Genomic DNA, 24,489 nt, shown 5'->3' on the forward strand with positions numbered 1-24,489 from the left:
CTACGTCCTCAATTGAAGTTTGCGGCTGACACGCTTCCAGTTGGAAGTCAGATTCAGCTGGCGAACGTCTTTGGATTTACGATCGTTATAAGCAGTGATTGCCGCAGCGATCAGGAATACAGGGTCTTCCACTTCTTTGAAAAGATTTGGTTCGATAACTTCGAAGTTCTTTTCAATGAACTGAGTCGTGTAAGAACCATCGCGGAATTTCGCGTGATCCAGAATGGTTTTATGAAGAACGATATTGGTTTTAATACCGGTCAACACGAACTCACTCAGGGCACGTTGCATTCTGTCGATAGCCTCTTCGCGTGTTTCGCCCCAGGTGATCACTTTCGCGATCATTGGATCGTAGAAGATAGGCACTTCGTAGCCAGGGTATGCGTAGGAATCCACACGCATGAACGGACCTTGCGGGTGACGGCAGGCACGAATCACACCAGGGTGTGGTTTGTACGTGATCGGGTCTTCCGCGCAGATACGGGCTTCGATGGCGTGGCCTTTTTGTTTGATGTCCTCTTGTTTGAAGCTCAAAGGTTTGTTCGCTGCCACGTAGATCTGTTCTTTCACCAGGTCAAAGCCCGTCACGATCTCTGTGATCGGATGTTCCACCTGAAGACGAGTGTTCATCTCCATGAAGTAGAATTCTTTGGTGGTGTTATCAAAGATGAACTCAATCGTTCCCGCGCCCACATAGTTGATCTGTTTTGCTGCGCGAACAGCGGCTTCACCCATGCGCAGGCGCACTTCGTGAGGCACAGAAGGGGACGGACATTCTTCGATGATCTTCTGGTGACGGCGCTGAACAGAGCACTCACGTTCAAACAGGTGAACGTGGTTGTTGTGTTTGTCGCCGAAGACCTGAATCTCGATGTGTTTCGGGTCGTTGATGAATTTTTCGATGTAAACAGTCGGATCCGCGAAATAGTTCTGACCTTCAGAACGACACGCACGGAAAGCGCTTTCCAGTTCGTCCATCTGACGAACCACACGCATGCCTTTACCGCCACCGCCGGCAGAAGCCTTGATGATGATCGGCAGACCGATTTGTTCAGCGATCTTTTGAGCGGCTTCAACAGAGTCAACGCCACCGTCAGAGCCCGGAACCGTCGGAACGCCCGCTTTTTTCATCAGAGACTTGGCGGAAAGTTTATCCCCCATCGCCTCGATGTTTGCCACTGTAGGTCCGATGAATGTGATACCGGCTTCTTCCAGTGCTTTGGCAAAAGTGGTGTTTTCAGACAGGAAGCCATAACCCGGGTGAACAGCGTCCACGCCGGCTTTTTTGCAGACCTCGATGATCTTGTTATAGTTCAGATAGCTTTCGCGCGATGGGGATGGGCCGATGTGATAAGCCTCATCCGCCAGGAATACGTGCAAGCTGTCGCGGTCCGCATCGGAAAACACCGCCACAGATCCGATACCCAGCTCGCGACAAGCACGAGTGATACGGATGGCGATTTCCCCGCGGTTGGCGATCAGGATTTTTTTAAACAATGCCATGTTCGCTCCTACAGAGGGATGTTTCCGTGCTTTTTAGCCGGAGTAACGTCACGTTTATGTTTCAGCATTTCCAAAGAGTCGATGATGCGTTTACGAGTCATCGCTGGCTCAATAACCTCATCCGTGTAACCCAGTTCCGCAGACACGTAAGGGTTGCTGAACTTGGCTTCGTACTCTGCCGTCAGGCGCGCGCGCTCTGCCACAGGGTCTTTGGCTTTGTTGATCTCTTCACGGAAGATGATGCTTACTGCGCCGTCAGCGCCCATAACCGCGATTTCTGCAGATGGGTAAGCCAGGTTCACGTCTGAGCGAAGAAGTTTCGAGCCCATAACGATGTAAGCACCGCCGTAAGCTTTGCGGGTGATAACGGTGATTTTAGGCACTGTCGCTTCCGCGTAAGCATAAAGAAGTTTCGCACCGTGAGTGATGATGCCGTTCCATTCCTGGTCTTTACCTGGCAGGAAGCCTGGTACGTCCACGAAGGAAACCACCGGGATGTTGAAAGCGTCACAGAAACGGATGAAACGAGCGCCTTTGCGGGACGCTTCAATGTTCAAACAACCTGCAAGGATGTTTGGCTGATTTGCCACGATACCCACCGGGCGGCCGTTGAAGCGTGCAAAGCCCACGATCAGATTCTGAGCGAAGTGTTTGTGCACTTCCAGGAAGTAACCTTCATCCACGCACTCGGTGATAACAGAGATCATGTCGTAAGGTTTCTTTGGATTTTCCGGAATCAAAGAATTCAAAGCTTCAGTCAAACGGTCCGGACGGTCGTTGGTTGGAAGAACCGGAGCATCGTCAAGATTGTTGGACGGAAGGAAGTTCATCATCTCGCGGATCAGAAGCAAGCAGTGCTTGTCATCTTCAGCTGCGAAGTGAGCCACGCCGGATTTTGCCGAGTGAGTTGTTGCACCACCCAGATCTTCTTTGGTCACATCTTCGTGGGTCACAGTCTTGATAACATCAGGACCGGTCACAAACATGTATGAGGTGTTTTTCACCATGAACACAAAGTCCGTGATGGACGGGGAGTAAACCGCGCCACCCGCGCACGGGCCCATGATTGCGGTGATCTGCGGGATCAAGCCGGAAGCCATGGTGTTTCTGGTGAAGATGTCGGCGTAACCACCCAGGGATTCAATACCTTCCTGAATACGCGCGCCACCAGAGTCATTGATAGAGATGAATGGAGCCCCGTTCTTCATCGCCAGATCCATCACTTTGCAGATCTTGTTGGCTTGAGTGCGGGACATGGATCCACCGATCACGGTGAAATCCTGAGAAGACAAATAAACCAGTTTGCCGTTGATACGACCGTAACCAGTGATGACACCATCACCAGGAACCACGTTTTTATCCATGCCGAAGTTTGTGCAACGGTGAGAAACGAAACGATCCATTTCAACGAAACTGCCTGGATCCAGCAAAACATCCACGCGTTCGCGTGCAGTCAGACGGCCACCTTGCTTGTGTTTTGCCAAGCGAGCTGCGCCACCACCAGCCATTGCGGCTTCGTTTCTTTTCTCAAGATCTGCCAATCGTGCTTGAATGCCAGATGAAACTTCTGTGCTCATAAAATTCCTTTTCTTGTGAGGAACCATCCTCAAAAAACAAGGAACCAATCTAGCACTTCAGTTCAAAGAATCATCTTAAAACTAGAGACGCAGAGCATACTTTTTATACTCTGCGTGAATTGAGCTATGTGTTTGAAATTATGGAACTAACTGCTGAATGTACTGAAGCGCCTTTTCGACATTGATGCGCCCTCGAGTATTTACTTTAAATTCGTGTCCGGAAGACACGTCCACAGACTTCAAAATTGCCTCTTTAACTTGCACGGCCGTGGCCGTCGGTTTGGCACTCCAAACCAGGGCTGCGGCACCACTTACAAATGGCGCAGCCATACTGGTTCCTTCCATGTAAGCCGTGGATCCGCCCGGCACGGTGGAAAGAATTCTTTCACCCGGAGCCGCCACGTGAACCAGAGAAAAACCACTATTCGACCAGGAAGTCATAAAGTCTGAAACTGAAGCTGCCGCCACGGTGATCTGATTGGCCATGTTGAAGGAGGCCGGGAATTCCGGATACACATCGACATCGCGACCGTCATTACCGGCCGCCACAATAACCAGAATGCCTTTTTTCTCAAGCTCTACAAAAGCATTTCGCAAAGACGCCACACACGGAGCTCCACCCCAGCTGGCGTTGATGATCTTGGCACCTCGGCTGGCGGAATATTGCATCGCCAGAACGGCATCACCCAAAGAACCACCGCCATCATTGGCAATGAACTGCGCGGGAATAATCTGCGCCTGAGGCGCAACACCTTCAATCGAACCATAACGAGAGTCCGCAGCGATGATACCCGCCACGTGGGAACCGTGCGAGCTTGGCGTTTGATTGTTGCCCGGCTGGGAAACAAAGGCAGCGCCATAGTAGTCATCGACGATTCCGTTTTTATCGTCATCAATACCATTGTTCGGGATTTCACCTGTGTTCACGGCAATGCGCGGAAGCAGTTGGGGATGGGACACATCCACGTATGCATCCACCACGGCGACTTTTACGCCCTGGCCGTAAACACCCTGGCTCCACACCGTCGGGGCGCCAATGCGCTGCTGGCCCCAGCTGTCTGTAAACGCATTTACTGACACTTCACTGGATCTTTGCAGTTGGATCACGCGATCGTAATCGACGTGTTTGATGTTTTCCAATTGAGGTTTGATGAAATTTTCTTTGAATTCTTCGGCATTGGTTGCGGTTTCAGTTGTGAAACTGCCGTCCTCCCATTGCACGATGAATTTGTGTTCAAGAGCCTGACCACGACAGGCGCTGGAATCAAGCGCGCCATTTTCTGGAAAGACTGTTTCAGCGGATTTCTGGCTACAAGCTGCAAATACAAAGACGCAAGCGACCGCCGAGAGAATTTTTTGAACATCCATGTTCACTCCCTGTGCGAGCCCAACGGGTCCCATCAATGGGACGCACTACAAAGGCCCGACCGGTTAGCTCTTCGGCTATTATATGTCTTATTTTGAGGCTAAGTTTCAGAAACTGGACTGGACCGTTTTCTCAGGTCCAACCCATTAGATATGAGCGATGAACTCGCGCAAAAACGAGGAGAATTGCATCTCTACTTGCTTGGCTGTCTCTGTCACTTCGTCGTGGGAAAGCTTCTGAGAAGAAATCCCAGCCGCCAAATTAGTGATGCAGGAAAGAGCCGCAACACGCAGACCCAGGTGGTTGGCCGCGATGGTTTCTGGAACCGTGCTCATGCCAACCGCTTTACCGCCAATCAGTTTCAGGTAACGAACTTCAGACGGAGTTTCATAAGTAGGACCGCTCACGCCACAGTACACACCCTTGTGATAGCGTGTGCCCTGCTTCATCATCACGTCTTCCATGATCTGAATCAGGCGTTTGTCGTAAGCTTCAGTCATGTCCGGGAAGCGAGGGCCCAGTTCCTTGATGTTCGGACCCATCAAAGGATTCGTGCCCATCAGGTTGATGTGATCTTCGATGACCATGAAATCACCGGCTTGCATGTTTTCACCAAAGCCGCCGGCAGAGTTCGTCAAAATCAATGTTTCCACACCCAGCATCGCCAAAGTACGAGTCGGGAACACAACACTTTCCATGCTGTGGCCTTCGTAGTAGTGGTTGCGACCCTGAAGGATCGCGATGGATTGGCCATTGATTTTACCGAAGATCAGATTTCCAGAATGTCCTTCGACAGTCGGAGGGGAGAAGTGAGGAATGTCTTTGTAAGGAATGGTCGTTTCAACTTCCACTTCTTTCACAAAAGCGCCAAGGCCCGATCCCAATACAACACCGATTTTCGGTTTTGCCGAAGTCTTGGTGCGGATATAGGTCATGGATTCTTGTAGCTTGTTGAGTACCAAAATATTCTCCCTTTTCGACCTTGAGTATTAGCTCAAAGTTTTGAGTATCAAACTAGGCTTTGTCGTCTTTTGCAAGGAAATTGTCACTGCTGAACGAAGCATCGGCAGAGCAGATTGCAGCAGATCTTTGTCGTCGCCATGCAATGTAAACACGGTGTCGCCCACCTTTACTTCATCGCCCACTTTCACATGGAACTCGATGCCCGCCGTCGGAGCAATGATGTCCGTGGTTTGTGCACGACCGGCCTTGATCAGGATGCCCGCAACGCCAATGCTTTCAGTGTGGAATCCACCCACCCAGCCGGCTTTGTCGGATTTGACTTCGATAGAGTGTTTCGGTTTTGGCAGGGCCTTCAAATTGCCACCGTGGATGGAGCAAAGCTCTTCAAACTTCGCCATCGCTTTACCGGACACCAGAATGTCTTCGGCAATTTTGTAGGATTCCTCTTCGTTCTTGCCAACACCCGCCAATAGCAGCATGTGCGCAGAAAGACGCAGGCTCAGTTCGCGTGTGTCTTCGTAAAGATCATAGCCACCAGCGCCGATGAATTTTTCGTTCTTCATGATCGCCACGCACTCTTCCACTTCCACTGAGTTACCCGCATAGCGGCCCAGCGGCTGATCCATATTGGTCAGCAAGGCAGTGACTTTTTTGCCGTAACCTTTGGCAATCGCCATCAGATTTATCGCCAGTTCTTCCGCTAGCATCGAAGTTTTCATAAATGCGCCGGAACCGAACTTCACATCCAGCACCAGGCCATCGATGCCTTCAGCCATTTTCTTGGACATGATCGAAGCGCAGATCAGCGGCAGGCTTTCCACCGTCGCGGTCACATCACGAAGGGCATATATTTTTTTATCGGCCGGGCAGATTTCTTTGGTCTGACCGATGAAACAGATTTTGTGTTTGTGAACCAGCTCGATAAATTCAGGCAGGGACTTTTGAGTGTTGAATCCCGGAATGGATTCCAGCTTGTCCAAAGTTCCGCCGGTGTGACCCAGGCCACGGCCGGAAATCATCGGCACCGGAATGCCCGCGGCCGCCACAATCGGTCCCAGAATCAGACTGGTTTTATCACCCACGCCGCCTGTGGAATGTTTATCCACTTTGAATTCTTTAACAGATGAAAAATCCACAACTTCACCAGAGTGAAGCATCGCTTTGGTCAAAGAAAGAGTTTCTTCCGTGTTCATGCCGCGGAAGAAGATAGCCATCAGCAAAGCTGACATCTGATAATCAGGAATCTGCCCGCGCGCATAGCCCAGGATGAATTCGTTGATTTCTTCATACGACAGCTGACCGCCGTTGCGTTTGATTTTAATAATTTCAGCAGGAAGAAAAGCCATTAGTAACCACCTTGTACAGAGCCGCCTTGAATAATTGTGATCCCTGAGCTTGTGCCAAGACGGGTGGCTCCAGCGTCGATCATTGCTTTTGCTTGTTGGGCATCTTTGATGCCGCCGGAAGCTTTGACTTCCATGGATGAACCCACAACGGACTTCATCAGTTTCACATCATCCACCGTGGCGCCGCCGCCACCAAAACCGGTGGAGGTTTTTACGAAATGCGCACCGGCCTCCAAAGCCGCTTTGCACGCCAGGGTTTTGTCTTCCTGATTCAGCAAAGAAGTTTCGATGATGACTTTCACGGTGTGACCGTTGGCTGCCTGAACTACGGCCTTGATATCGTCGCGAACATAGTCCAGACGACGGTCTTTCAGTGCGCCGATTTGAATGACCATGTCGATTTCCTGCGCACCGTTGGCGATGGCGGTTTTGGTTTCAAAGGCCTTGCTGACCGTATCCATGGCGCCCAGCGGGAAACCCACCACGCAGCAGACTTTGACGGAAGAGTCTTTCAGAAGTTCTGCACAGGTCTTTACATAGGACGTGTTCACGCAGACAGAGAAGAAGTTATGCTCTTTGGCTTCGGCGCACAGCTTTTCAATCTGGGCGGTTTGGGCTTCGGGCTTTAAAAGAGTATGGTCAATGTAACGACTTAGTTGCACGGGGCACCTCAAGAATGTTTAAATTAAAAAGTTATCTCAGATCATTGCAGGAGGCAATCATGACACCACAGAAGTGGACCTCAGTTTTACTCATATCTTTGTTCATTTTCACTTCCTCCACCTCGATGGCCCAGGCCAACCGCAGTGTGAAACGCAATGTCGCTGCCGTCTTGTTTTCCACTCTGGGCGGGGCGATTCTGGGATTAAGCACATTGTCTTTTTATGGTGAACCTCAAGAGCACACAGGCAATATCACCACCGGGGCGCTGGTCGGACTGTTGGGCGGGGTGGGGTATGTTATTTATGACTCTTCGCGCCCAGCGGCGCCTCAGTATGAGTATTCCCAGAATTTGGGAATGGACTTTAAAAACCGAAGGGCCTCGGAAACTTTCATCGCCAAGGCCCCTCCCATGATTCAGTATTCGTTTACTTTCTAGTTTAGCCCACTTTGGTGCGCGGACCGCCGGCAGGTGCGCCACCCATTCCGGTCTGCACGCTGGTGTCGCCACCACCGGCCTGACCCAGGAAGGTCTTGGCGTCGGCTGCGGAAACTTTACCCTTACGAACCAGATCTTCAATGTACTTTTCAAACAGAACCATACCTTGAGTGGCACCGGTCTGCATGGCAGATGGGATCTGGTGGACTTTACCTTCACGAACCAAGTTCGAGATGGCTTTGGTGTTTCTCATGATCTCGTAAGCCGCTACGCGACCTTGTCCATCCGCGCGGGAGAACAGTGTCTGGGCGACAACTCCACGCAGGGATTCAGCCAGCATCGTGCGGATCTGTTGCTGTTGACCGGCAGGGAATACGTCAATGATACGATCGATGGTTTTCGCCGCACTGTTGGTGTGCAGGGTTCCGAAAACGATATGACCTGTTTCTGCCGCGGTCAGTGCCAAAGAAATAGTTTCCAAGTCACGAAGCTCCCCCACCAGCAGGATGTCCGGATCTTCACGCAGAGCCGCTTTCAGGGCGTTGGCGAAACTTTTGGTGTGGCTTCCCACCTCACGCTGATTGACCAGGGACTTCAAATTCGGGTGAACGAACTCGATTGGGTCTTCCACGGTGATGATGTGGGCTTCGCGGGTCATGTTAATTTGGTGAATCATCGCCGCCAAGGTTGTGGATTTACCAGAACCGGTCGGACCGGTGACCAGAATCAGACCACGATCGCAATCGATCATGTCCATCACGGCCGGAGGCAGTCCCAGTTCCTGTGCAGTTTTGATTTTTTCCGGAATGATACGCATAACGGCGCCAAGGCCTTTACGCTGCATAAAGATATTGCAACGGAAACGACCGACACCTGGCAAAGTGTAGGCGAAATCCAGCTCCCACTTTTCAACGAAAGCTTTCTTTTGCTTTTCAGAGAGAATTTCAAAAAGCAGTCCCTGCACGTCCTGATTGGTGAGCTCACGATAGTTCAATGGAACCATGTTTCCATGCAGGCGCAAATAAGGGGCGGCTCCACTTGTGATATGCAAGTCGGAGGCACCTTGTTCCACCATGAGTTTGAACAATTCATCAATTGTTGCCATCGTCGTCTCCTAAGGTCTCTAATTCAGTGATCTTTTCGGTCAGATATGTTTCAATATTAAATATTAATTGCTATCGGTCTTGTTTCTGGACTATTGAACTAAGACCAACCCCGTTCAAGAGGGGTTATATTCGCCAAGGAGTCGCCTGTGTCCGCAGAAATTCTGATTAACGTTCGACCTCAAGAGACACGTGTAGCCTATGTTGACGGCGGTATCCTGACTGATTTGAAAATTGAACGAAAAACGTCCCCCACTTTGGTCGGGTCCATTCATCGCGGCACGGTGATTCGTGTTCTTCCGGGTATGCAAGCGGCGTTTGTGGATATTGGTCTGGAAAAAGCAGCCTTCCTGTATGTCGGCGATATTCGTGAAGACGTGGATGACAACTTCCTTTCCGCAGTCGACCGTGAAGAGCCGATGGATGAAGGCGATGACGACAAACCTTTAAGTCACACCAATAAAACTCCCATTCAGGATCTGGTGAAAGAAGGCCAGAGCATTCTGGTTCAGGTTTCCAAAGATCCTCTGGGCACCAAGGGCGCGCGCCTGACGACGCACTTGTCACTGCCAGGCCGTTTCGTGGTGTTCCTGCCTACGGTGCGCCACTTGGGTATTTCCCGTCGTATTGAAGATGAAGGCGAACGCGAGCGTCTGCGCAAACTGGTCCAGAAAATCAATCCATCCGGTGGTGTGATCGTAAGAACCGCCGGGGACGGCGCTTCGGAAGAGATGTTGAAAGCCGACATCGAATATCTGGATCGTTTGAGCAAAGAGATTTTCAAAAACTACGAAAAGAAAAAAACTCCGGGCACACTTCACACCGAGCTTGATGTCGAGCTGCGTGCTTTGCGTGATTTGATGAGCGAAGATGTCACCAGCGTATGGGTCGATGACGTTGAGATTCACAAAAAAGTTGTGAAGTTCGTGTCCCAGTTCATGCCGAAGTACAAACAAAACATCGTGCTTTACGAAGAGAAAAAGCCCCTGTTTGACCTGTACGATATCGATATTGAAATTTCCCGCTCTATGGAAAGAAAGATCTGGCTTAAATCCGGTGGTTACATCGTGATTGACGAGGCCGAAGCGCTGGTGGTCATTGACGTGAACACCGGCAAGTTCGTGGGCAAAAAAGATCTGGAAGACACGATCTTAAAAACCAATCTGGAAGCGGTTCGCGAGACCGCGCACCAGCTGCGTGTGCGTAACTGCGGCGGGATCATCATCATCGACTTTATCGATATGGAAAAAGAATCCCATCGCGAAAAAGTTCTGGAAGCTTTGGCTGAAGAACTGGCGCGTGACCGTGCCCGTACCAATATTGTTTCCATGTCCCAGCTGGGTTTGGTGGAAATGACCCGTAAGCGCATTCGCCCAAGCTTGATTAAGACTTTGTGTGAACCCTGCTCTTACTGTGAAGGTAAAGGCTACATCAAACGCAAATCCACGGTGGCAAACGAAATCTTCCGTGAACTTGAGCGTGATGCTGACATGCTGATCAATAAAAAAACCAACGTGGTCATTCATTGTCACAGTGAAGTGGTCGACTGGATCTACGAAGTCGAAGGCGAAAGCCTGGAAGGCATCGAAAAGAAACTGGGCCGCTCTGTCGCGTTTAAAATTGAACCAAATTATCACTTAGAACAATACGAAATCTTCTTCGTATAGATGAATTGTGGAATCAATTTGGGATTGCTGGACCTTGGGCTGTTGAGTCGGGGGTCTGGTGTTCCGATAGATTCTGCATGAAACATCTTTTGATTTTTCTTTTTGGCATTCTATTTTCTTTTCTTGCACACTCCGAGCCGCTTTTTTGCGGCCCGAAGCCTTACCAGCTAAAAGCTCTGGCGGATGTTTCCCGCAACACGTGCATGGAGACTTTGAAGTCCAAAGAGTGTCAGGATCTTTTTGCGAAGATGCGTGCCAATGGGGAAAAACCTGAGGATAAAGCGCTGAAGTGCCATGATCAAAGCTCTCTGTCGCGGGCGGCGGAAAGCACCTGGGGTTACACTTCGGGTTGCGCGGTGGGTGGCTGGAATTTTGTAAAAGACTCTTTTGTCGCTATTGGTACGGCAATTGGTGAAGGGGCGGCGAAGATCGCGCTGGATATGGAAGCGGAAGCGGCTGCTAACAAAGCCTGCGAAGCCGATCCCAAGGGTAAAGAAAATCTGTTCAAACTATATAACAGCACGGTGCCGAAACTTTTGCAGGTGCAGATGCCCGAAGCCTCTGTTTTAAAGCGCGCCAACTGTGCGACCGTAAAACGCATCATCAAAATGCAAGGCATGGACAAGGGCAATGCAACCCTTCGCCTTGTTATGATGAAGGGGGATAAAAATCTTTCTGTCGATGAACGGGAATATGTTCAGTGGAGTCAGAAACAGGTCACGCCCTCAAACATTGATCTGGTGGGGATGGCTAAAGCCAAACTTAAAGAGATGGGTGTGCAGATCGAATGCTACAACGCCCAGCAGGCCGCCGCGATCGTCTGTGAAGCTGTGGCCGAGGTGGCGACTTTGGCCGGCGGACCAGCCGGAGCGGCACTGAAAGCCGCCAAAGCCAAAAACATCATGAAACTGGCCGGGGTGAGTGCGGATGCTGGAAAGGCCTCTGCCGCGACCAGAACCGTGGCTTCAGCCGCGGAACTGGAAAAGGCTGCGAAGCTGTCTAATATAGAGCGCGTGGCTGCGGCGGAAAAATCCCTGGGTCGAAGTTTGACCGAGGCGGAAAAGAAGGCCCTGATCGCGGCCCATGAAGTGGGCAAGGGAACCGGCCGGGGTTATGGGACCTATTCAAAGACGGATCTAAGCGACAAGGCTAATATATTGAAGAACGCCGGGTTCAAAACCGAAGAGCGGGATCTATTAATGCGTCAGGGATTGGCGGGAAGTCTGTCGGACACAAAGGCCGCCCGGGATTTTGCCAACAAGGCCCGTTTGGAAGCCGACAAGTTGCGTGTGTCCGGAAATATCTCAGAGTCTACAACAAGTTACCGCAAGGCGTCTGACTCTTATGAAGTCTTTATGAATGATGCAAAAGCGGCCAAATCTTCACGTGATTACTGGGTGGGGGCGAAGATGAATGCCTCGGCGGAAAGATACGATAAGGCTGCGGAATATTTCATCAAAACCGAGCAAGCCACCAGCCGAACGGATGTGAAAGCCCAGAATATCTTTGATGCTTTAAGCCGCGAAAAAGATGAGTTGCGCGTTATTGCTGCCCGAAACCCTGCCAGTAAGTCCGCCCAGAAAAATTATCAGGATCATAAAAAGCTGATTGAGGCGGTGGTCAATAGTAAGAATTTGCAGCTCGGGGACGCCTGGAAGCGGGAACTTTTGAAGCCCTGAGTTAAGCTAAGGTGCTGAAAATATAGGCTTTTATTTGGCACCTAGACCTCGCTAACTTTTTCCAAAAATATTTGCATTTGAGGGGGGTTAAAGCTAACCTCTCTTTCTCTCGTAAAAAGCTGAAAAAAATAGCATGTATTAGGTTGACAAAGCCTAGTGCAAAGTGGCATTTACCATTGGCTTAATTCGGGTAGCTGGAGGTATTACATGTACGCGATTATTCGTACTGGCGGGAAACAATATAAAGTTCAAGCTGGTGACGTAGTTCAGGTGGATAAACTTGAACAAGCACTTGGTGCAGAGTTTGAAATCAACGAAGTTTTGATGGTTGGTGGTGAGTCCACTGCTGTTGGTCAACCTCTTGTTAAAGGTGCGAAAGTAACTGTTGTTGTTACTAAACAAGCTAAGACAAGAAAAGAGATCGTCTTCAAAAAGAAGCGTCGTCAAGGTTACAGAAAGTTCGCAACTCACAAACAAGAGTTCACCGAACTATTTGTTAAAGCAATTTCCTTCGATGGAAAAACTGCTAAATCTGATGAAGCAGCAACTGTTGTTGACGTGAAAGCAGTTCGTGCTGAAAAAGCACAAGCTCGCGTAACCGCTCGTAAAGAGCGCGCAGCGAACAAAGGTACTGCAGAAGTTGTAAAAAAAGCGGCTAAAAAAGTAGCGAAAAAGAAAGTTGCAAAAAAAGCAGTTAAAAAGACTGTTAAAAAAGCGACTAAAACTGGCGCGAAGAAAAAAGCAGCTAAAAAAACTTCTAAGAAAGCTTAATTAATTTTATTTCGTAAGAGAGGTTCGTCATGGCAAGTAAGAAGGCCGGTGGTAGTACAAAGAACGGTCGTGATTCACAGAGTAAACGACTGGGTGTAAAAAGATTCGGTGGCGAGAAAGTTCTTCCAGGAACTATCATCGTTCGTCAACGTGGTACTAAGTTCCACTTGGGTAACAACGTAAAAATGGGTCGCGACTACACAATCTATTCTGTAGTTGAAGGTCTTGTTAAATTTGAACGTTTCTCCAAAGAGCGTTTCAAAGTTAGCGTTTATCCTAAAGCTGTTTAATCAGTCTTAAGATAAACTGATACATTTTTTCACAAATGGAAAAGGAGCCATCCCATGGCTCCTTTTTTGTTGTATAGATAGTCAGTTATGAAATTCATCGATGAAGTCAGTATCTCTTTAGCTTCGGGTCGTGGCGGCCCGGGTTGTGTAAGTTTTCGCCGCGAGTCCATGCAAGCCCGTGGCGGCCCGGATGGGGGCAACGGTGGTAAGGGCGGGGATGTCGTTATCCGCACATCTCGTCATATCAATTCTCTGGTAGATATTAGACAAAACAAAAGATACGCCGCTCAATCCGGAAGAATGGGTGAAGGTCGTCAGAAATCCGGTATGGATGGCGAAGACCTTATTCTTATTGTTCCTCAAGGCACTGTATTCCGTAATATGGATGGCGAAATCATCATCGATATGACGGGTATTTCCGAACACACTCTGCTTAAAGGCGGTCGTGGTGGCAAAGGAAATGAATTCTTCAAAAACAGTGTGAATCAGGCTCCTGAACACGCGCAACCTGGTGAAGACGGTCAGGAAATTGAAGTTCGTCTGGAACTGAAACTGATTGCGGATGTGGGTATCGTTGGATTCCCGAACGCGGGCAAGTCCACGCTGATTTCCCGTATTTCTGCAGCAAGACCGAAAATTGCGGATTATCCGTTCACAACCCTGACTCCGAATCTGGGAGTGGTGAAGGCCGGGGATTATTCCTCGTTCGTGGTGGCGGATATTCCGGGACTGGTGAAGGGCGCGCACGCAGGTGTGGGTCTGGGCATTCAGTTCCTGAAACACATTGAACGTACACGTCTGTTCATTCATCTGGTTGATGCATCCGGAATGTCAGGTCGTGATCCTTTAGAGGATTTTACAGATATTAATAACGAACTTAAGATGTACGATGAAAACAATCAGGACAAAGAGGGTTTCTTCCCTCTATCCACGCGTCCTCAATTGGTTGTTTTGAACAAGATCGACACTTTAAGTGAATCTCAGCTGACGAAGCTGAAAAAGCAGTTCAAGGAAGCCAGCGGCAGTGAGCCGTTTGCGATCTCTGCGGTGACTGGCAAAAACATCAAAGAATTTGTTCAGGAACTGGCTCGTCAGATTTTGAAAGAGGAAGAAGAATAATGAAAATAGGTATTTTCGGAGGCAGTTTCAACCCTCCACACATGGGTCACATCAACGCAATCCAAACCGTGGCGAAAAAAGCCGGTTTGGGCAAAGTTCACATCCTGCCTGCGGCTCAGAATCCTCTGAAAACTCCGGTGGAAGGTCCAACGCCTGAACAGCGTGTGGAACTGACTCGCCTGGCGTTTGCTCAGTACGGTGAAACTTACTTCGTGGATGATCAGGAGATCAAACGCGGTGGCATGAGCTACACGATTGATACCGTGATGAACCTGCGCAAATCCTACGACGCCAATGATCTGTACCTTGTCGTGGGTGCTGACAAGTTTGAAGAGCTGGCTCAGTGGAAGGACTATCAAAAGATCCTGACTGAGGCGAATCTGATTGTCACAACCCGCCCGGGTTACGACATGCCGGAATCCCTGGAAGAGATGCCAGGCTTCCTGAAGCCATTGGTTGCAGAATTTGATTTCAACTTTATTGAGCTGAACACCGGCCGTAACATCCAGTTCATCACTTTGCGTGATGTGGAAGTTTCCTCCAGTGAAGTTCGTAAATGGCTTCGTTCCGGCAAACCGGTTGAAAAATACCTGCCGTTGTCTGTTGAATCCTACATCAAAGAACACAAACTTTACCGCAATCTGGGCGACCGTATCGGGGACTACACCAAGTTCGCTGAATTCTGCGCGAATGTTTTGTTTGCGAAAAAAGGCATCAACGTTCGTGGTTTTGATCTGACTTCCATGTCGGCTCCAAGCGAATACACTTTGATCGCTTCCGGTACCTCCACCCGTCATGCGGCGGCGATGGCGGAAAACATCGTGATGGCGGTGAAAGAGGAATACAACGTTCACCCGCAAAGCATCGAGGGTGTGGATGAGGGCCGCTGGGTTCTTGTCGATTACGGTTCTTTGATCATCCACGTCTTCTACGACTTCGTTCGCCAGGAATACAGCCTGGAAAACCTGTGGAGACAAGGTAAAGACATGGGATTGAAAGATCCTTATGTTGGCAAGGGCGAGCAGTAATCATGAAGTTCATATTGTACAACCTCGCGACGGCCAAGGAAGCCTGGGCAGACGAGGTCAGCGAGTTGTACAAGAAGAAGATTTCCTTCTTCATTCCCTTCGATATCCAGTCCTTAAAGGCGAAAAAGTCCGCGCGTGAAGACGCGGACTTCAAGCGCAACGAAGAATCCGAACTGATCCTTAAAAATATAAACAGTGATGACTATGTCGTGCTTTTTGACGAGCGCGGCTCGGTGCTGGATTCGATTCAATTTTCAAAAAAAGTGGAAAACATTCTGGGAAGCTCCAAGAAGCGCGCGATTTTCATTATTGGCGGTGCTTTTGGAGTCAATGAAGAGGTCCGCAAACGTGCGGACCTGAAGGTGGCTTTGTCGCCGATGGTGATGAATCATCTGATGGCCCAGGCGATGAGTTTAGAGCAAATCTACCGGGCTTTTACGATCATCAAAAAAATCCCGTATCACAATATTTAGAGCCAAGGCGGCTCGTTACCCAGTTCTTTTTCCGGATCACGATCCAGATCCAGCAGACGGTTCCATTCAAGGCTCAGGAAATTCTTTTGTTCAGAAAGGGCCTCTTGGTCAGACAAGGCACGGGGGTTCAGGCAGTCAGAACCCGGATCAAATGTCTTGTGTGAGCAGATGGTGTATTGCACCTGGCTTTTTTCGCCACCCACCGCTTTGTTCCATTCAGCCAAAGTGACCGGCTTTTCAGGATTGATCGCCGGGTCAAAGACGTAAACCTCGTTCCCCACCCGGTAGGTCACGGCCACGTGATACCACCAGGAAACAGAGCCGCCCGGGGCGTTCTCAGTCGGAGCGTACAGGTTTCCGAAGACAAAAATTTTCTTTGGTGTGGTGAAGTGATGTTCCACCAGCTCAGTGGCGGCAAGTTCTGCGCGGGCATAACAACCATCGTCCGGATACATCCAGGTCAGGCGGCGGGCGAAAGGCTGAGCGTCGGTGATGAAGCGGGTGTCGCGAACGTATTTGAATTCACGTTCGAGGTCTGCATAAGAACCCACATCCGGAATTTCCTGAATGTTCAGTTCTTTCATGGGTTTTTTCATGCGATCAGGATAGCTGTTGCGACCAAAAAGTTCCCACACCGGCGTGCTGCGCTGACGAGCAGACTCAAAAGATTCACCAGAATGTCGGATGGAAGAAAGACCGGCCACGGCCGTGGCGGAAGCAGACAGAATCATCAACGAAACGAAAAATGCCTTCATAAACCCCTCACTCTTTCGGTTCTAGGCCTGCCGTCAGGGACTGTCAAAGAATTTGCACTGACGCGAAAGAATGAATTCTTTGTTGAAAATGCTCAAGACCCGACTGTCCGCCTGTCTGCATTGCGGATCGTTCCAAGTGGTGCGGGCGGGGCTCTGTGTTCCCTGTCATGAAGTGTTGAATCGTTACCCGCATCGACCGCGCCGAAGACAGGAGGGGTTGAGGGCTCTATATTCCTGGAATCCCGGGGAAAGTGATCTGTTGTCGGCCCTGGTGCTGAGTTTAAAGGGCCGGTACAACAGGCAGGGGTGGGAGCATTTTGCACAGATGATGGTGCAGCGGCATGTGCCTGACCTTGCTGCCGGGCGAAGACTGCACTTTGTTCCCGCGCCGTCGAAGTCCGATGCCGAAGATCATGCTTCATTGTTTGCCCGGGCGCTGGCAGCTCACACGGGGGGCGTTTACTTTCCCTGTTTGCGCAAAGCCTCTGCGGGGAAGCAGCGCCGGTCCGACCGGGGAGAGCGCGCCCTGATCGCGATGGAGCTGGTTGAAAAAAATACAGAGGTGTCTAAAAACTCGACAGACATCCTGTGGATCTTTGTCGACGACATCCTTACCACTGGCTCTACAGCGCGCGCCGCACGACTGGCGCTCGGGAGTCCCCCTCACTTTGAAATTTGGGTCTTGGCTGAGAGGGGCCTCTCTTGCGGAGCGTCCACGGATATGCTACAAAACCCGCATGCTTAGATCGACTTTATCCCTGGTCCTGACATTCCTGTTTTCTTTGAGTGCTATGGCGGCCATTACTGGCAACGGTGCTCTTCAGAAAGTCGCAAAAAAATACCGCACCACAAAGCTTGTGGAAATGAATGTGGAAAAGACTGTGAAGTCTGAACTGCTTGGCAAAGAAACCAAGTACGACGGCAAGATCTATCTGGCGAACGGAAAGTTCCGCTGGGAAAACACCAAGCCGGAAGAAACTCTGCTGGTGTTCGATGGTAAAACCATCTGGAGCGTGCAGGTTCCGCCAAAAGAATTCGGCGGACCGGTGCAGGTGGCAAAGGGCATCGTCGACAAAAAGACGAAGTCCCACATCCTGATTTCTTCTTTGCTGGGTGAGGATCTGAACAAAAACTTCAAGATCCTGAAAGAGGAAAAAGACGGGGGGCTGGTCAACATCGAAGTGCAGCCGCTGAATGATGGCCTGACCGTGAAATCCCTGAAGCTGACGGTGAAGTCCAAGGACAACACGCTGCAGACGATTTCCTACCTGGACGATATCGGAAACCTGACCACCATGAAGTTTTCCGATGTGAAGTTCCTGAAAAAAGAAAATAAGAAACTGTTCAAATATCAACCGCCAAAAGATGCACAGGTAACTGACCTATGAAACAAGAGACTGCTCAAAACAAAAAAGTTCACTTTATCTCTCTGGGTTGCCCGAAGAATCTTGTCGACAGCGAAATCATGGCCGGTACTTTGATGAAAGACGGCTATGATGTTGTGGGCGAGGCGGATCAGGCGGACACAGTTATCGTGAACACCTGTGGTTTCATCGAAGACTCCAAAAAAGAATCCATTCAGCGCATTCTGGACATGAGTGACCTGAAACAAGAAGGCAAAATCAAAAAGGTTGTTGTCGCGGGCTGCCTGACCCAGCGTTATAAAGACGACCTGGTGGAAGGTTTGCCGGAAGCAGACTTGTTCGTGGGCTCTGGTGAGTTCCAGAACATCGCCAAGATTTTGAAAAACTCTGATGAAGGTGAAAAACAGAAGACCTTCTTCAACCTGCCAACTTATCTGCAGGAAGAAGCGACTCCGCGTGTGAACTCCCAGCCGGGTCACCGTGCTTATTTGAAAATCTCTGAAGGCTGCATGAAGCGTTGTGCGTTCTGCGCGATCCCATTGATCCGTGGCAACCTGCAGTCCCGTTCCATCGACGCGATCGTGGCCGAAGCCAAGTTGCTGGTTGCGGGCGGCGTGAAAGAGCTGATCATCATCAGCCACGATTTCACTGATTATGGTTTTGATATCCGTCGTAAAGATCCAACTCGCAAAGAAAGCCCGGTTGAGCTGTTGAAGGCTCTGGATCAGGTTGAAGGCCTGCAGTGGATCCGTTTGATGTACCTGTATCCAGATGGCATCACGCAAGAGATGGTTCAGGTTATCAAAAACAGCACCAAGATCGTGAAGTACTTCGACATGCCTTTGCAGCACGTGAACGATCAGGTTCTGAAATCCATGAACCGTAAAATGACCCGTGATGAGATCGAAACGGCACTGATGAACATCCGTGAACATCTGCCGGAAGCGGTGATCCGCACACAGTTCATTGTGGGTTTCCCGGGTGAAACTCAGGAGCAGTTCGAAGAGCTTTTGAACTTCGTGGCCGAACAGCAGTTCGACCGCGTGGGTTGCTTCAAGTATTCTCCGGAAGAAAACACTCCGGGTGGTCGCATGGACAACCAGATCGACGAAGAAACAAAACAATACCGTCACGATGCTTTGATGGAAGTTCAGCAGAACATCTCTCGTGAAAAGCACAGCGACTTTGTCGGTAAAACTTTGCAAGTGATCGTGGAAGGCTTCTCAGAGGAAACAGATCTGCTGTTGCAGGGCCGTTTCTGGGGTCAGGCTCCGGATATCGACGGTGTGGTTCTGATCAATGATGGTCAGGCCCAGGTCGGTGACATGGTGAAAGTTCACATCACCGACAACATGGAATACGATCTGATTGGTGAGATCGTGGTGGAAAACTAGAACGTACAGTTGTCCGACGCCTGTTCAAACTGGTCGGTCCATTTGTTGTTCTTCGCGTTTCTTAAAACTGTCGTGGCTCTTCTAAAGGCCACGGCATTTTTTTTGTCAAATTTGCAGGCGTTTTTGTAAGCCATCAGCGAAAGATCATACTTGCGCAGTTCAAACGACGTGGTGGCAAGTCCCAGCCACGAGCGTCCCGCCTGGCCATCGGCTTCCGTTCCCGATTTAAACACCTTCATCGCCTCGATATAGTTTTTCTGTTCTTCCAGCAGGGCGCCATAATGGTATTGCGCAAGCTCGGACTTGGGGAAGTCGCTGGCGGCTTTTTTAAGCGTCTTTACCGCGATGGCGTCTTCCCCCAGGGCCTTGTAGGAAAGTCCCAGGTAAACGTAAGCGTCGGCGACTTTAGGGTCTTTCTGAATGGCTTCCTTGCAGGACTGCACTGCGGGTTCGTAAGTGCCGTCGCGGGTGTTGATCTCGCAAAGTTTTCTTAGGTACTGCGGGCGCGGACCGATGTTTTGCACCATGTCCTGCAAAAGAATGCGCAGTTCATACAGGTTCGGCGTGTCGCGCTTTTCATAAAGCGAGATCAGACCGTCGTAGGCCGGTTCGTATTTCGCATTCAACTCGATGGACTTTTTGTAGGCTTCCATCGCGTCTTTGGTTTTGCGCTGAAGGATGTGGGCATTCCCCATCAGATTGTAAGCCTCATAGTCTTTTTCATCCTTACCCAGAAGTACATTCAGGGAACGGATCATCTCGGTTGGTTCTTTGCGTTTTTCATGGGATCTTGCCAGGATCAGAAGTCCGCGGCGGTCGATCTTGTCGACGTGTTTCCACAAAAGCAAAGTGACCTTTTCGTATTCTTCTTTTTTGTAAAGTTCCTCTGACAAATCCACAATCAGGCGCGCATTTTTGGGGCTGGCGCGGATTTCTTTTTTTAGGCGCTCAATTTTTTGCTCGGGGGTTTCGTCTGCAGGGACCGCTGCCACCGGGGCAGCCACGGGTTCAGGCTTCGGCACGGTGACCGTTGTTTTTTCCGGAACTGCCGGGGTGGCCGGGGCCGCAGGTGTTGCGACTTTCGGGGTTTCTGCTTTGGGTGCGGTCACCGTGGGTCTGGTCACAGTTGGTTTGCTGATGGTGGGGGCGGTGGGTTTTACGACCGCAGGAGCCGGCGTCGCTGCCGGTTTCAGCTCGTCTTCAAAGAGAGAGAACTCGTCTTTGGTCTGCTCTGCCGCGCGGGCAAGGGGCTGATCAATGACCAGAAATGAGACAAAAGCCAAGAACACAGTAAATATGAGTCGATTGAAATTCAGTCCATTGGGCATATGCTGTATTATGACCTAAATGCTCTTACGAGTGAAGAAATCTCAACTTACATCTGGACTACCCAGCGAGCGAGGTCAGGCCGCGCTCGAGTATGTCCTTATGCTCGTGATCATTGTCGCATTATTGATCGGGCTGACGTCTCAAATTATCAAACCCATGGATGCCTTCATCAAAAACTACATGGGTTCTTACGTGCAGTGTTTACTGGAAATGGGCGAGCTTCCTTCTGTGGGAAGTGAAGACACCACGGTGGCCGATGAAGGGTGCAACACCCGATTCCAGGCCGGAACGTGGGCGAACGGTCGTCCGCCGAATGGCAGTGGCAGCGGCGGATCCAGCGGCAGTGGTTCGGGGTCCAATAAAGACGGTTCAGGAAGTGGTTCAGGCAGTGACAGCAGTGGCGGCAGCGGCAGTGGTGGTTCCGGCGGGGGCACTTATGCCGGTTCTCAATCTCGTGGGGGCAGTCGATTCATGAACCGGGGTCGTCGTCCGTCTTCCGGGGTGGAAACTGGCGGGGGCGCCCAAGGAAAGGTCGTTGAAATCGCGCTGGAAGGGGGCGGCAGCGGTGGATTCTTCCGCGGCAGCAGTGGCGGCAGTTATGGTCCCAGACCGCAGAAAACGCGTTCTGTGGCGATTTCGGGGCTGACCGAAGCGGAACGCAAAAAACTTGAAAAAAAATCAAACGGTGAAGGAAAAGCTTCGATTGTTTCCGGGGAGTCGCTGACTCCGCCGGTGAAGAAGCTTGCGGTGAAGAAGCCGCCGGTCAAAACGTTCGAAAAAGAGGAAGAACCGTTCACCATTGGAAATTTTATAAGAATTCTGTTCATCGTCGCCATCATTCTGGCGCTCGTCGTGTTCCTGGGCGGTCAGGCCCTGCAAATGTCGAAGAGTTTTGAAAAATAATCTGCGTCGCGTTTAGAAATTCTTCATAGAAATTCTTAAGTTGTCTGTCATGTCGTTAATTTCTTGAAACAGAACATTCTTTAAAGGATACAGCCTATCTGTTCAGTGATGGGGGAGTTCCTTTGGAAAATGTGATTGAGATCAATCGCAGTAAAACATTTAATTTGGATGAAGCGCGCCGCTTGCTTCCCGTCATTTATCGTATGACTGAAGAGGCCTGCCGTGAGGTGAAACAACACCTGAACCGCATCGATGCCTATTCCGACAAAAGCCACCCGTCCGTGGCGGTTATTGAAACTCAGATCAACACTGTTATTGACCGTTGGCAGGTTAAAATCGAAAAGCTGGGCGGCGAGCCCAAGGGCTTGTGGATGGCTGATTTTGACAATGGTGATGGATACTATTGCTGGAAGTATCCAGAAGTTGAAATTAATCACTGGCACGGCTACCAAGATGGCTTTTCTGGGCGTATAACGATTGAATGAGAATCGCCGTCGCCCAAATAAATCCAGTTCTTGCTGACTTTCAGTTTAACAAAGAAAAGATCCTCGATTTCGTCAACCAGGCCGTTCAAAGAAAATGTGATCTGGTTGTCTTCCCTGAATGCACCTTGTTTGGTTATCACCCGTTTGATCTTCTGGAGCGTGAAAAGCTCGTCGCCAAACAAGAATCCGAATTCAAAGACCTGATTAAAAAACTTCCTAAAAATATCGGCGTGATCATGGGCCTGATCACCAGGAACCCGGCAAAAAAGGGGCGTCCTTATTTCAACAGCGCCGCTTTGATCGCCAAAGGTGAAAAGCCGCGCTTCTTCCACAAACAACTTCTGCCGACCGGCGACGTTTTTGATGAAGCCCGTTTCATCGAATCCGGTGACCTTTCCAGGAACTATTTCAAATGGAAAGGGAAGAAGTTCTTCCTGACCATCTGTGAAGATATCTGGGCGTGGCCGGACGCCAAGGGGAATTCGGCTTACCGCGAAAACCCGCTGGCAAAAGTAAAAAAACAAAAGATCGACATGGTGATCAACCTCAGTGCTTCGCCTTACTTTGTCGGCAAGATGAAGCAGCGTGAATATGTCACCCGAAAAACGGCGGCGTATTTTAATGCCCCGATCATGTACGTGAATCTGGTGGGCGCGCAGGACGAAATCATCTTTGATGGTGGAAGCTTCGTGCTGGATAAAAAAGGCAAAAAACTTCTGACCTGCCAGCAGTTCAGTGAAGACATCAATGTGATTGATCTCGACACAATGGAAATCTGGAACAAGAACGCAAAACTGGAAGCTATCGAAGAACTTCGCCGGGCGCTGGTTTTGGGAATCCGTGATTTCTGTGAAAAGACCGGCATTAAAAAAGTTCATCTGGGTCTTAGCGGCGGGATTGATTCCGCAGTCGTGGCCGCCTTGGCGGTGGATGCTTTGGGCCCGGCGAATGTTGTGGGTGTGGGGCTTCCGGGGCCGTTCAATGCTCCACAAAGTCTGACGCTGGCGAAGGATCTGGCATCCAATATGGGTGTGGATTTCAAAACTGTAGAAATCGGTCCGATGTATGAATCCGTGCTGAAGGCTTTGAACAAGGGCCTGGGGCTTGAGGGTTTCAGCATCGTGAATGAAAATCTGCAGGCACGTTTACGGGGTCTGACTTTGATGGCCTGGTCCAACAAAGAAAACAGCATGCTGCTGACGACCGGGAACAAGAGTGAATATGCTTCAGGCTATTCCACTTTGTACGGGGACATGTGCGGTGGTTTGGCGCCACTGGGGGATCTGACCAAGGCGCAAGTTTATGCACTGGCCAGATACTACAATCGACAAGGCGAAGTGATCCCGCAAGAGATCATTGATCGTCCACCATCGGCAGAACTTCGTCCGAATCAGAAGGATCAGGATTCTTTGCCGGAGTACGATGATCTGGACAAGGCCGTGACTTATCTGGTGGAAAAATCAGGTCCGGCAAAATCAGCGACGGAAAAATGGTTGCTGCCGGTGTTGATGCGCACGGAATTCAAACGCTGGCAGGCGCCGCCGATTTTGAAAGTGTCGCAGCACTCATTCGGTCGGGGCAGAAGATATCCGGTGGCTCACCGGGCGCGTGAAATCTAGAAACTAAAAAGCCCCTTTTCAGGGGCTTTTCTTTTTACAGACCTCCGAAGAAATCCATTTGTTTTGGCTGGCGCACGATCTGCGGGAAACGCAGTTCGGGTTTGCCGGTCAGGGCGATCAGATTGCCGACCTGAGGTGCCTGGCCGCCGATAGAGATTCTTTTCATCATCTGGCTGAACATGTGGCCCAGGTAAGTCGCATCTTCTTCAGCGCGGTGGAAATTGGAAGTAGGGATTTTCAAGTGCTGAACCAAAGTTCCCAGTTTGTAGTTCGGAAGACCCGGGAAGACTTTGCGAGCAATCGGCAGGCTGTCCAGGATCACACCTTTCGGCGCGGTGGTTTCATGCTTCTTGATGTCAGCAATCAGGAACTGGGAGTCAAACGGCGCATTGTGCGCGACCAGAACGTCCTCACCGCAGAACTCAGCAAAAGCCGGCAGGATAGAATCGATCAAAGGTTTGCCTTTAACCATGTCGTCAGAGATACCATTCACCGCGGAAGCTCCCGGTGGGATTGGACGAAGTGGGTCGATCAAAGTGGCAAAGATCGCCTCGGGCTGGCCGTCGATAAAACGAACGGCACCGATTTCTACGATTTGATCTACTCCAGGAACTGTACCAGTGGTCTCTAAGTCAAAAGCTATGAATCTCATAAAA

The 24,489-nt window shown here is 50.2% G+C and carries 24 protein-coding genes; 14 read left to right on the forward strand and 10 right to left on the reverse strand.

Features of this window, described 5'->3' with window-relative positions; all coding sequences use genetic code 11:
- The 6 genes from accC to deoC form a co-directional block, all read right to left on the reverse strand.
- Entirely contained in the window at positions 1-1,503 is a 1,503-nt protein-coding gene (gene accC, locus AC04MQ_RS03510; protein ID WP_015092799.1) for an acetyl-CoA carboxylase biotin carboxylase subunit, read from the reverse strand.
- 8 nt (positions 1,504-1,511) lie between these two features.
- Positions 1,512-3,080, reverse strand: a complete 1,569-nt coding sequence (locus AC04MQ_RS03515; RefSeq protein ID WP_041578155.1) for an acyl-CoA carboxylase subunit beta — start codon at positions 3,078-3,080, stop codon at positions 1,512-1,514.
- 138 nt (positions 3,081-3,218) lie between these two features.
- Positions 3,219-4,448: a S8 family peptidase gene (locus AC04MQ_RS03520; RefSeq protein ID WP_041578153.1), complete on the reverse strand. Its 1,230-nt coding sequence runs from the start codon at positions 4,446-4,448 to the stop codon at positions 3,219-3,221.
- Between the two features lie 144 nt (positions 4,449-4,592).
- Complete coding sequence (locus AC04MQ_RS03525; RefSeq protein ID WP_080602456.1) at positions 4,593-5,408, reverse strand: purine-nucleoside phosphorylase; 816 nt, start codon at positions 5,406-5,408, stop codon at positions 4,593-4,595.
- A 27-nt stretch (positions 5,409-5,435) separates the two neighbouring features.
- Positions 5,436-6,755, reverse strand: a complete 1,320-nt coding sequence (locus tag AC04MQ_RS03530; RefSeq protein WP_015092795.1) for a thymidine phosphorylase — start codon at positions 6,753-6,755, stop codon at positions 5,436-5,438.
- Positions 6,755-7,417: a deoxyribose-phosphate aldolase gene (gene deoC / locus AC04MQ_RS03535; RefSeq protein ID WP_015092794.1), complete on the reverse strand. Its 663-nt coding sequence runs from the start codon at positions 7,415-7,417 to the stop codon at positions 6,755-6,757. Before deoC ends, AC04MQ_RS03530 begins: the two co-directional genes overlap by 1 nt.
- A gap of 59 nt (positions 7,418-7,476) precedes the next feature.
- On the opposite strand from deoC, the gene AC04MQ_RS03540 reads away from it, so the two are divergent.
- On the forward strand, positions 7,477-7,854 hold the full coding sequence (locus AC04MQ_RS03540; RefSeq protein WP_235046198.1) for a hypothetical protein: 378 nt from the start codon (positions 7,477-7,479) through the stop codon (positions 7,852-7,854).
- A gap of 1 nt (position 7,855) precedes the next feature.
- On the opposite strand, the gene AC04MQ_RS03545 is transcribed toward AC04MQ_RS03540, so the two are convergent.
- Positions 7,856-8,959 carry a type IV pilus twitching motility protein PilT gene (locus AC04MQ_RS03545; RefSeq protein ID WP_041578149.1) on the reverse strand — a complete coding sequence of 368 codons (1,104 nt, stop codon included), beginning with the start codon at positions 8,957-8,959 and terminating at the stop codon, positions 7,856-7,858.
- Positions 8,960-9,106: 147 nt separating this feature from the next.
- Between AC04MQ_RS03545 and AC04MQ_RS03550 the strand changes: the two genes are divergently transcribed.
- From AC04MQ_RS03550 to AC04MQ_RS03580, 7 genes are all read left to right on the forward strand, one after another.
- Positions 9,107-10,624 carry an Rne/Rng family ribonuclease gene (locus AC04MQ_RS03550; protein WP_015092790.1) on the forward strand — a complete coding sequence of 506 codons (1,518 nt, stop codon included), beginning with the start codon at positions 9,107-9,109 and terminating at the stop codon, positions 10,622-10,624.
- Positions 10,625-10,701: 77 nt separating this feature from the next.
- Positions 10,702-12,303: a hypothetical protein gene (locus tag AC04MQ_RS03555; RefSeq protein WP_015092789.1), complete on the forward strand. Its 1,602-nt coding sequence runs from the start codon at positions 10,702-10,704 to the stop codon at positions 12,301-12,303.
- 207 nt (positions 12,304-12,510) lie between these two features.
- Positions 12,511-13,074: a 50S ribosomal protein L21 gene (gene rplU / locus AC04MQ_RS03560; protein WP_015092788.1), complete on the forward strand. Its 564-nt coding sequence runs from the start codon at positions 12,511-12,513 to the stop codon at positions 13,072-13,074.
- A gap of 29 nt (positions 13,075-13,103) precedes the next feature.
- Positions 13,104-13,364 carry a 50S ribosomal protein L27 gene (gene rpmA, locus AC04MQ_RS03565; protein ID WP_011166148.1) on the forward strand — a complete coding sequence of 87 codons (261 nt, stop codon included), beginning with the start codon at positions 13,104-13,106 and terminating at the stop codon, positions 13,362-13,364.
- 87 nt (positions 13,365-13,451) lie between these two features.
- Positions 13,452-14,483, forward strand: a complete 1,032-nt coding sequence (gene obgE, locus AC04MQ_RS03570) for a GTPase ObgE (RefSeq protein WP_015092787.1) — start codon at positions 13,452-13,454, stop codon at positions 14,481-14,483.
- On the forward strand, positions 14,483-15,511 hold the full coding sequence (gene nadD, locus AC04MQ_RS03575) for a nicotinate (nicotinamide) nucleotide adenylyltransferase (RefSeq protein ID WP_041578145.1): 1,029 nt from the start codon (positions 14,483-14,485) through the stop codon (positions 15,509-15,511). The genes obgE and nadD overlap by 1 nt, the downstream gene beginning before the upstream one ends.
- 2 nt (positions 15,512-15,513) lie before the next feature.
- Entirely contained in the window at positions 15,514-15,984 is a 471-nt protein-coding gene (locus AC04MQ_RS03580; protein ID WP_041578143.1) for a 23S rRNA (pseudouridine(1915)-N(3))-methyltransferase RlmH, read from the forward strand.
- Here AC04MQ_RS03580 and AC04MQ_RS03585 read toward each other — a convergent pair.
- Complete coding sequence (locus AC04MQ_RS03585) at positions 15,981-16,739, reverse strand: protein-glutamine glutaminase family protein (protein ID WP_475391103.1); 759 nt, start codon at positions 16,737-16,739, stop codon at positions 15,981-15,983. The two genes, AC04MQ_RS03580 and AC04MQ_RS03585, sit on opposite strands and share 4 nt — an antisense overlap.
- Before the next feature lie 217 nt (positions 16,740-16,956).
- Between AC04MQ_RS03585 and AC04MQ_RS03590 the strand changes: the two genes are divergently transcribed.
- From AC04MQ_RS03590 to rimO, 3 genes are read left to right on the forward strand one after another with little or no spacing between them, the layout of a single operon-like run.
- Positions 16,957-17,484, forward strand: a complete 528-nt coding sequence (locus AC04MQ_RS03590; RefSeq protein WP_041578139.1) for a ComF family protein — start codon at positions 16,957-16,959, stop codon at positions 17,482-17,484.
- Positions 17,477-18,127, forward strand: a complete 651-nt coding sequence (locus tag AC04MQ_RS03595; protein WP_015092783.1) for a LolA family protein — start codon at positions 17,477-17,479, stop codon at positions 18,125-18,127. Before AC04MQ_RS03590 ends, AC04MQ_RS03595 begins: the two co-directional genes overlap by 8 nt.
- Positions 18,124-19,497, forward strand: coding sequence for a 30S ribosomal protein S12 methylthiotransferase RimO (rimO, locus tag AC04MQ_RS03600; protein ID WP_015092782.1), 1,374 nt, complete (start codon positions 18,124-18,126; stop codon positions 19,495-19,497). The genes AC04MQ_RS03595 and rimO overlap by 4 nt, the downstream gene beginning before the upstream one ends.
- On the opposite strand, the gene AC04MQ_RS03605 is transcribed toward rimO, so the two are convergent.
- Positions 19,494-20,786 carry a tetratricopeptide repeat protein gene (locus AC04MQ_RS03605; RefSeq protein ID WP_475392012.1) on the reverse strand — a complete coding sequence of 431 codons (1,293 nt, stop codon included), beginning with the start codon at positions 20,784-20,786 and terminating at the stop codon, positions 19,494-19,496. The genes rimO and AC04MQ_RS03605 overlap by 4 nt on opposite strands.
- Before the next feature lie 139 nt (positions 20,787-20,925).
- Between AC04MQ_RS03605 and AC04MQ_RS03610 the strand changes: the two genes are divergently transcribed.
- The 3 genes from AC04MQ_RS03610 to AC04MQ_RS03620 all read left to right on the forward strand — a co-directional run bounded on the left by AC04MQ_RS03610 (position 20,926) and on the right by AC04MQ_RS03620 (position 23,833).
- Positions 20,926-21,729, forward strand: a complete 804-nt coding sequence (locus tag AC04MQ_RS03610; protein ID WP_235046197.1) for a hypothetical protein — start codon at positions 20,926-20,928, stop codon at positions 21,727-21,729.
- A gap of 131 nt (positions 21,730-21,860) precedes the next feature.
- Positions 21,861-22,214 carry a DUF2203 domain-containing protein gene (locus AC04MQ_RS03615; protein WP_235046345.1) on the forward strand — a complete coding sequence of 118 codons (354 nt, stop codon included), beginning with the start codon at positions 21,861-21,863 and terminating at the stop codon, positions 22,212-22,214.
- Positions 22,211-23,833, forward strand: coding sequence for an NAD+ synthase (locus AC04MQ_RS03620; protein ID WP_015092778.1), 1,623 nt, complete (start codon positions 22,211-22,213; stop codon positions 23,831-23,833). Before AC04MQ_RS03615 ends, AC04MQ_RS03620 begins: the two co-directional genes overlap by 4 nt.
- Before the next feature lie 34 nt (positions 23,834-23,867).
- Here AC04MQ_RS03620 and AC04MQ_RS03625 read toward each other — a convergent pair whose 3' ends face one another.
- Positions 23,868-24,485 (reverse strand): 3'-5' exonuclease, encoded by a 618-nt coding sequence (locus tag AC04MQ_RS03625; RefSeq protein ID WP_015092777.1) that lies wholly within the window; start codon positions 24,483-24,485, stop codon positions 23,868-23,870.
- Positions 24,486-24,489 lie beyond the last annotated feature (4 nt).

It is taken from the genome of Bdellovibrio sp. MYbb2 (assembly GCF_056175685.1).

Bases quoted from the DNA above. Each gene is read 5' to 3' on its own strand.
- accC (WP_015092799.1), bottom strand. From the start codon at position 1,503: ATGGCATTGTTTAAAAAAATCCTGATCGCCAACCGCGGGGAAATCGCC.
- AC04MQ_RS03515 (WP_041578155.1), bottom strand. From the start codon at position 3,080: ATGAGCACAGAAGTTTCATCTGGCATTCAAGCACGATTGGCAGATCTT.
- AC04MQ_RS03520 (WP_041578153.1), bottom strand. From the start codon at position 4,448: ATGGATGTTCAAAAAATTCTCTCGGCGGTCGCTTGCGTCTTTGTATTT.
- AC04MQ_RS03530 (WP_015092795.1), bottom strand. From the start codon at position 6,755: ATGGCTTTTCTTCCTGCTGAAATTATTAAAATCAAACGCAACGGCGGT.
- AC04MQ_RS03540 (WP_235046198.1), top strand. From the start codon at position 7,477: ATGACACCACAGAAGTGGACCTCAGTTTTACTCATATCTTTGTTCATT.
- AC04MQ_RS03545 (WP_041578149.1), bottom strand. From the start codon at position 8,959: ATGGCAACAATTGATGAATTGTTCAAACTCATGGTGGAACAAGGTGCC.
- AC04MQ_RS03555 (WP_015092789.1), top strand. From the start codon at position 10,702: ATGAAACATCTTTTGATTTTTCTTTTTGGCATTCTATTTTCTTTTCTT.
- rplU (WP_015092788.1), top strand. From the start codon at position 12,511: ATGTACGCGATTATTCGTACTGGCGGGAAACAATATAAAGTTCAAGCT.
- rpmA (WP_011166148.1), top strand. From the start codon at position 13,104: ATGGCAAGTAAGAAGGCCGGTGGTAGTACAAAGAACGGTCGTGATTCA.
- obgE (WP_015092787.1), top strand. From the start codon at position 13,452: ATGAAATTCATCGATGAAGTCAGTATCTCTTTAGCTTCGGGTCGTGGC.
- nadD (WP_041578145.1), top strand. From the start codon at position 14,483: ATGAAAATAGGTATTTTCGGAGGCAGTTTCAACCCTCCACACATGGGT.
- AC04MQ_RS03580 (WP_041578143.1), top strand. From the start codon at position 15,514: ATGAAGTTCATATTGTACAACCTCGCGACGGCCAAGGAAGCCTGGGCA.
- AC04MQ_RS03585 (WP_475391103.1), bottom strand. From the start codon at position 16,739: ATGAAGGCATTTTTCGTTTCGTTGATGATTCTGTCTGCTTCCGCCACG.
- AC04MQ_RS03595 (WP_015092783.1), top strand. From the start codon at position 17,477: ATGCTTAGATCGACTTTATCCCTGGTCCTGACATTCCTGTTTTCTTTG.
- rimO (WP_015092782.1), top strand. From the start codon at position 18,124: ATGAAACAAGAGACTGCTCAAAACAAAAAAGTTCACTTTATCTCTCTG.
- AC04MQ_RS03610 (WP_235046197.1), top strand. From the start codon at position 20,926: ATGCTCGTGATCATTGTCGCATTATTGATCGGGCTGACGTCTCAAATT.
- AC04MQ_RS03620 (WP_015092778.1), top strand. From the start codon at position 22,211: ATGAGAATCGCCGTCGCCCAAATAAATCCAGTTCTTGCTGACTTTCAG.
- AC04MQ_RS03625 (WP_015092777.1), bottom strand. From the start codon at position 24,485: ATGAGATTCATAGCTTTTGACTTAGAGACCACTGGTACAGTTCCTGGA.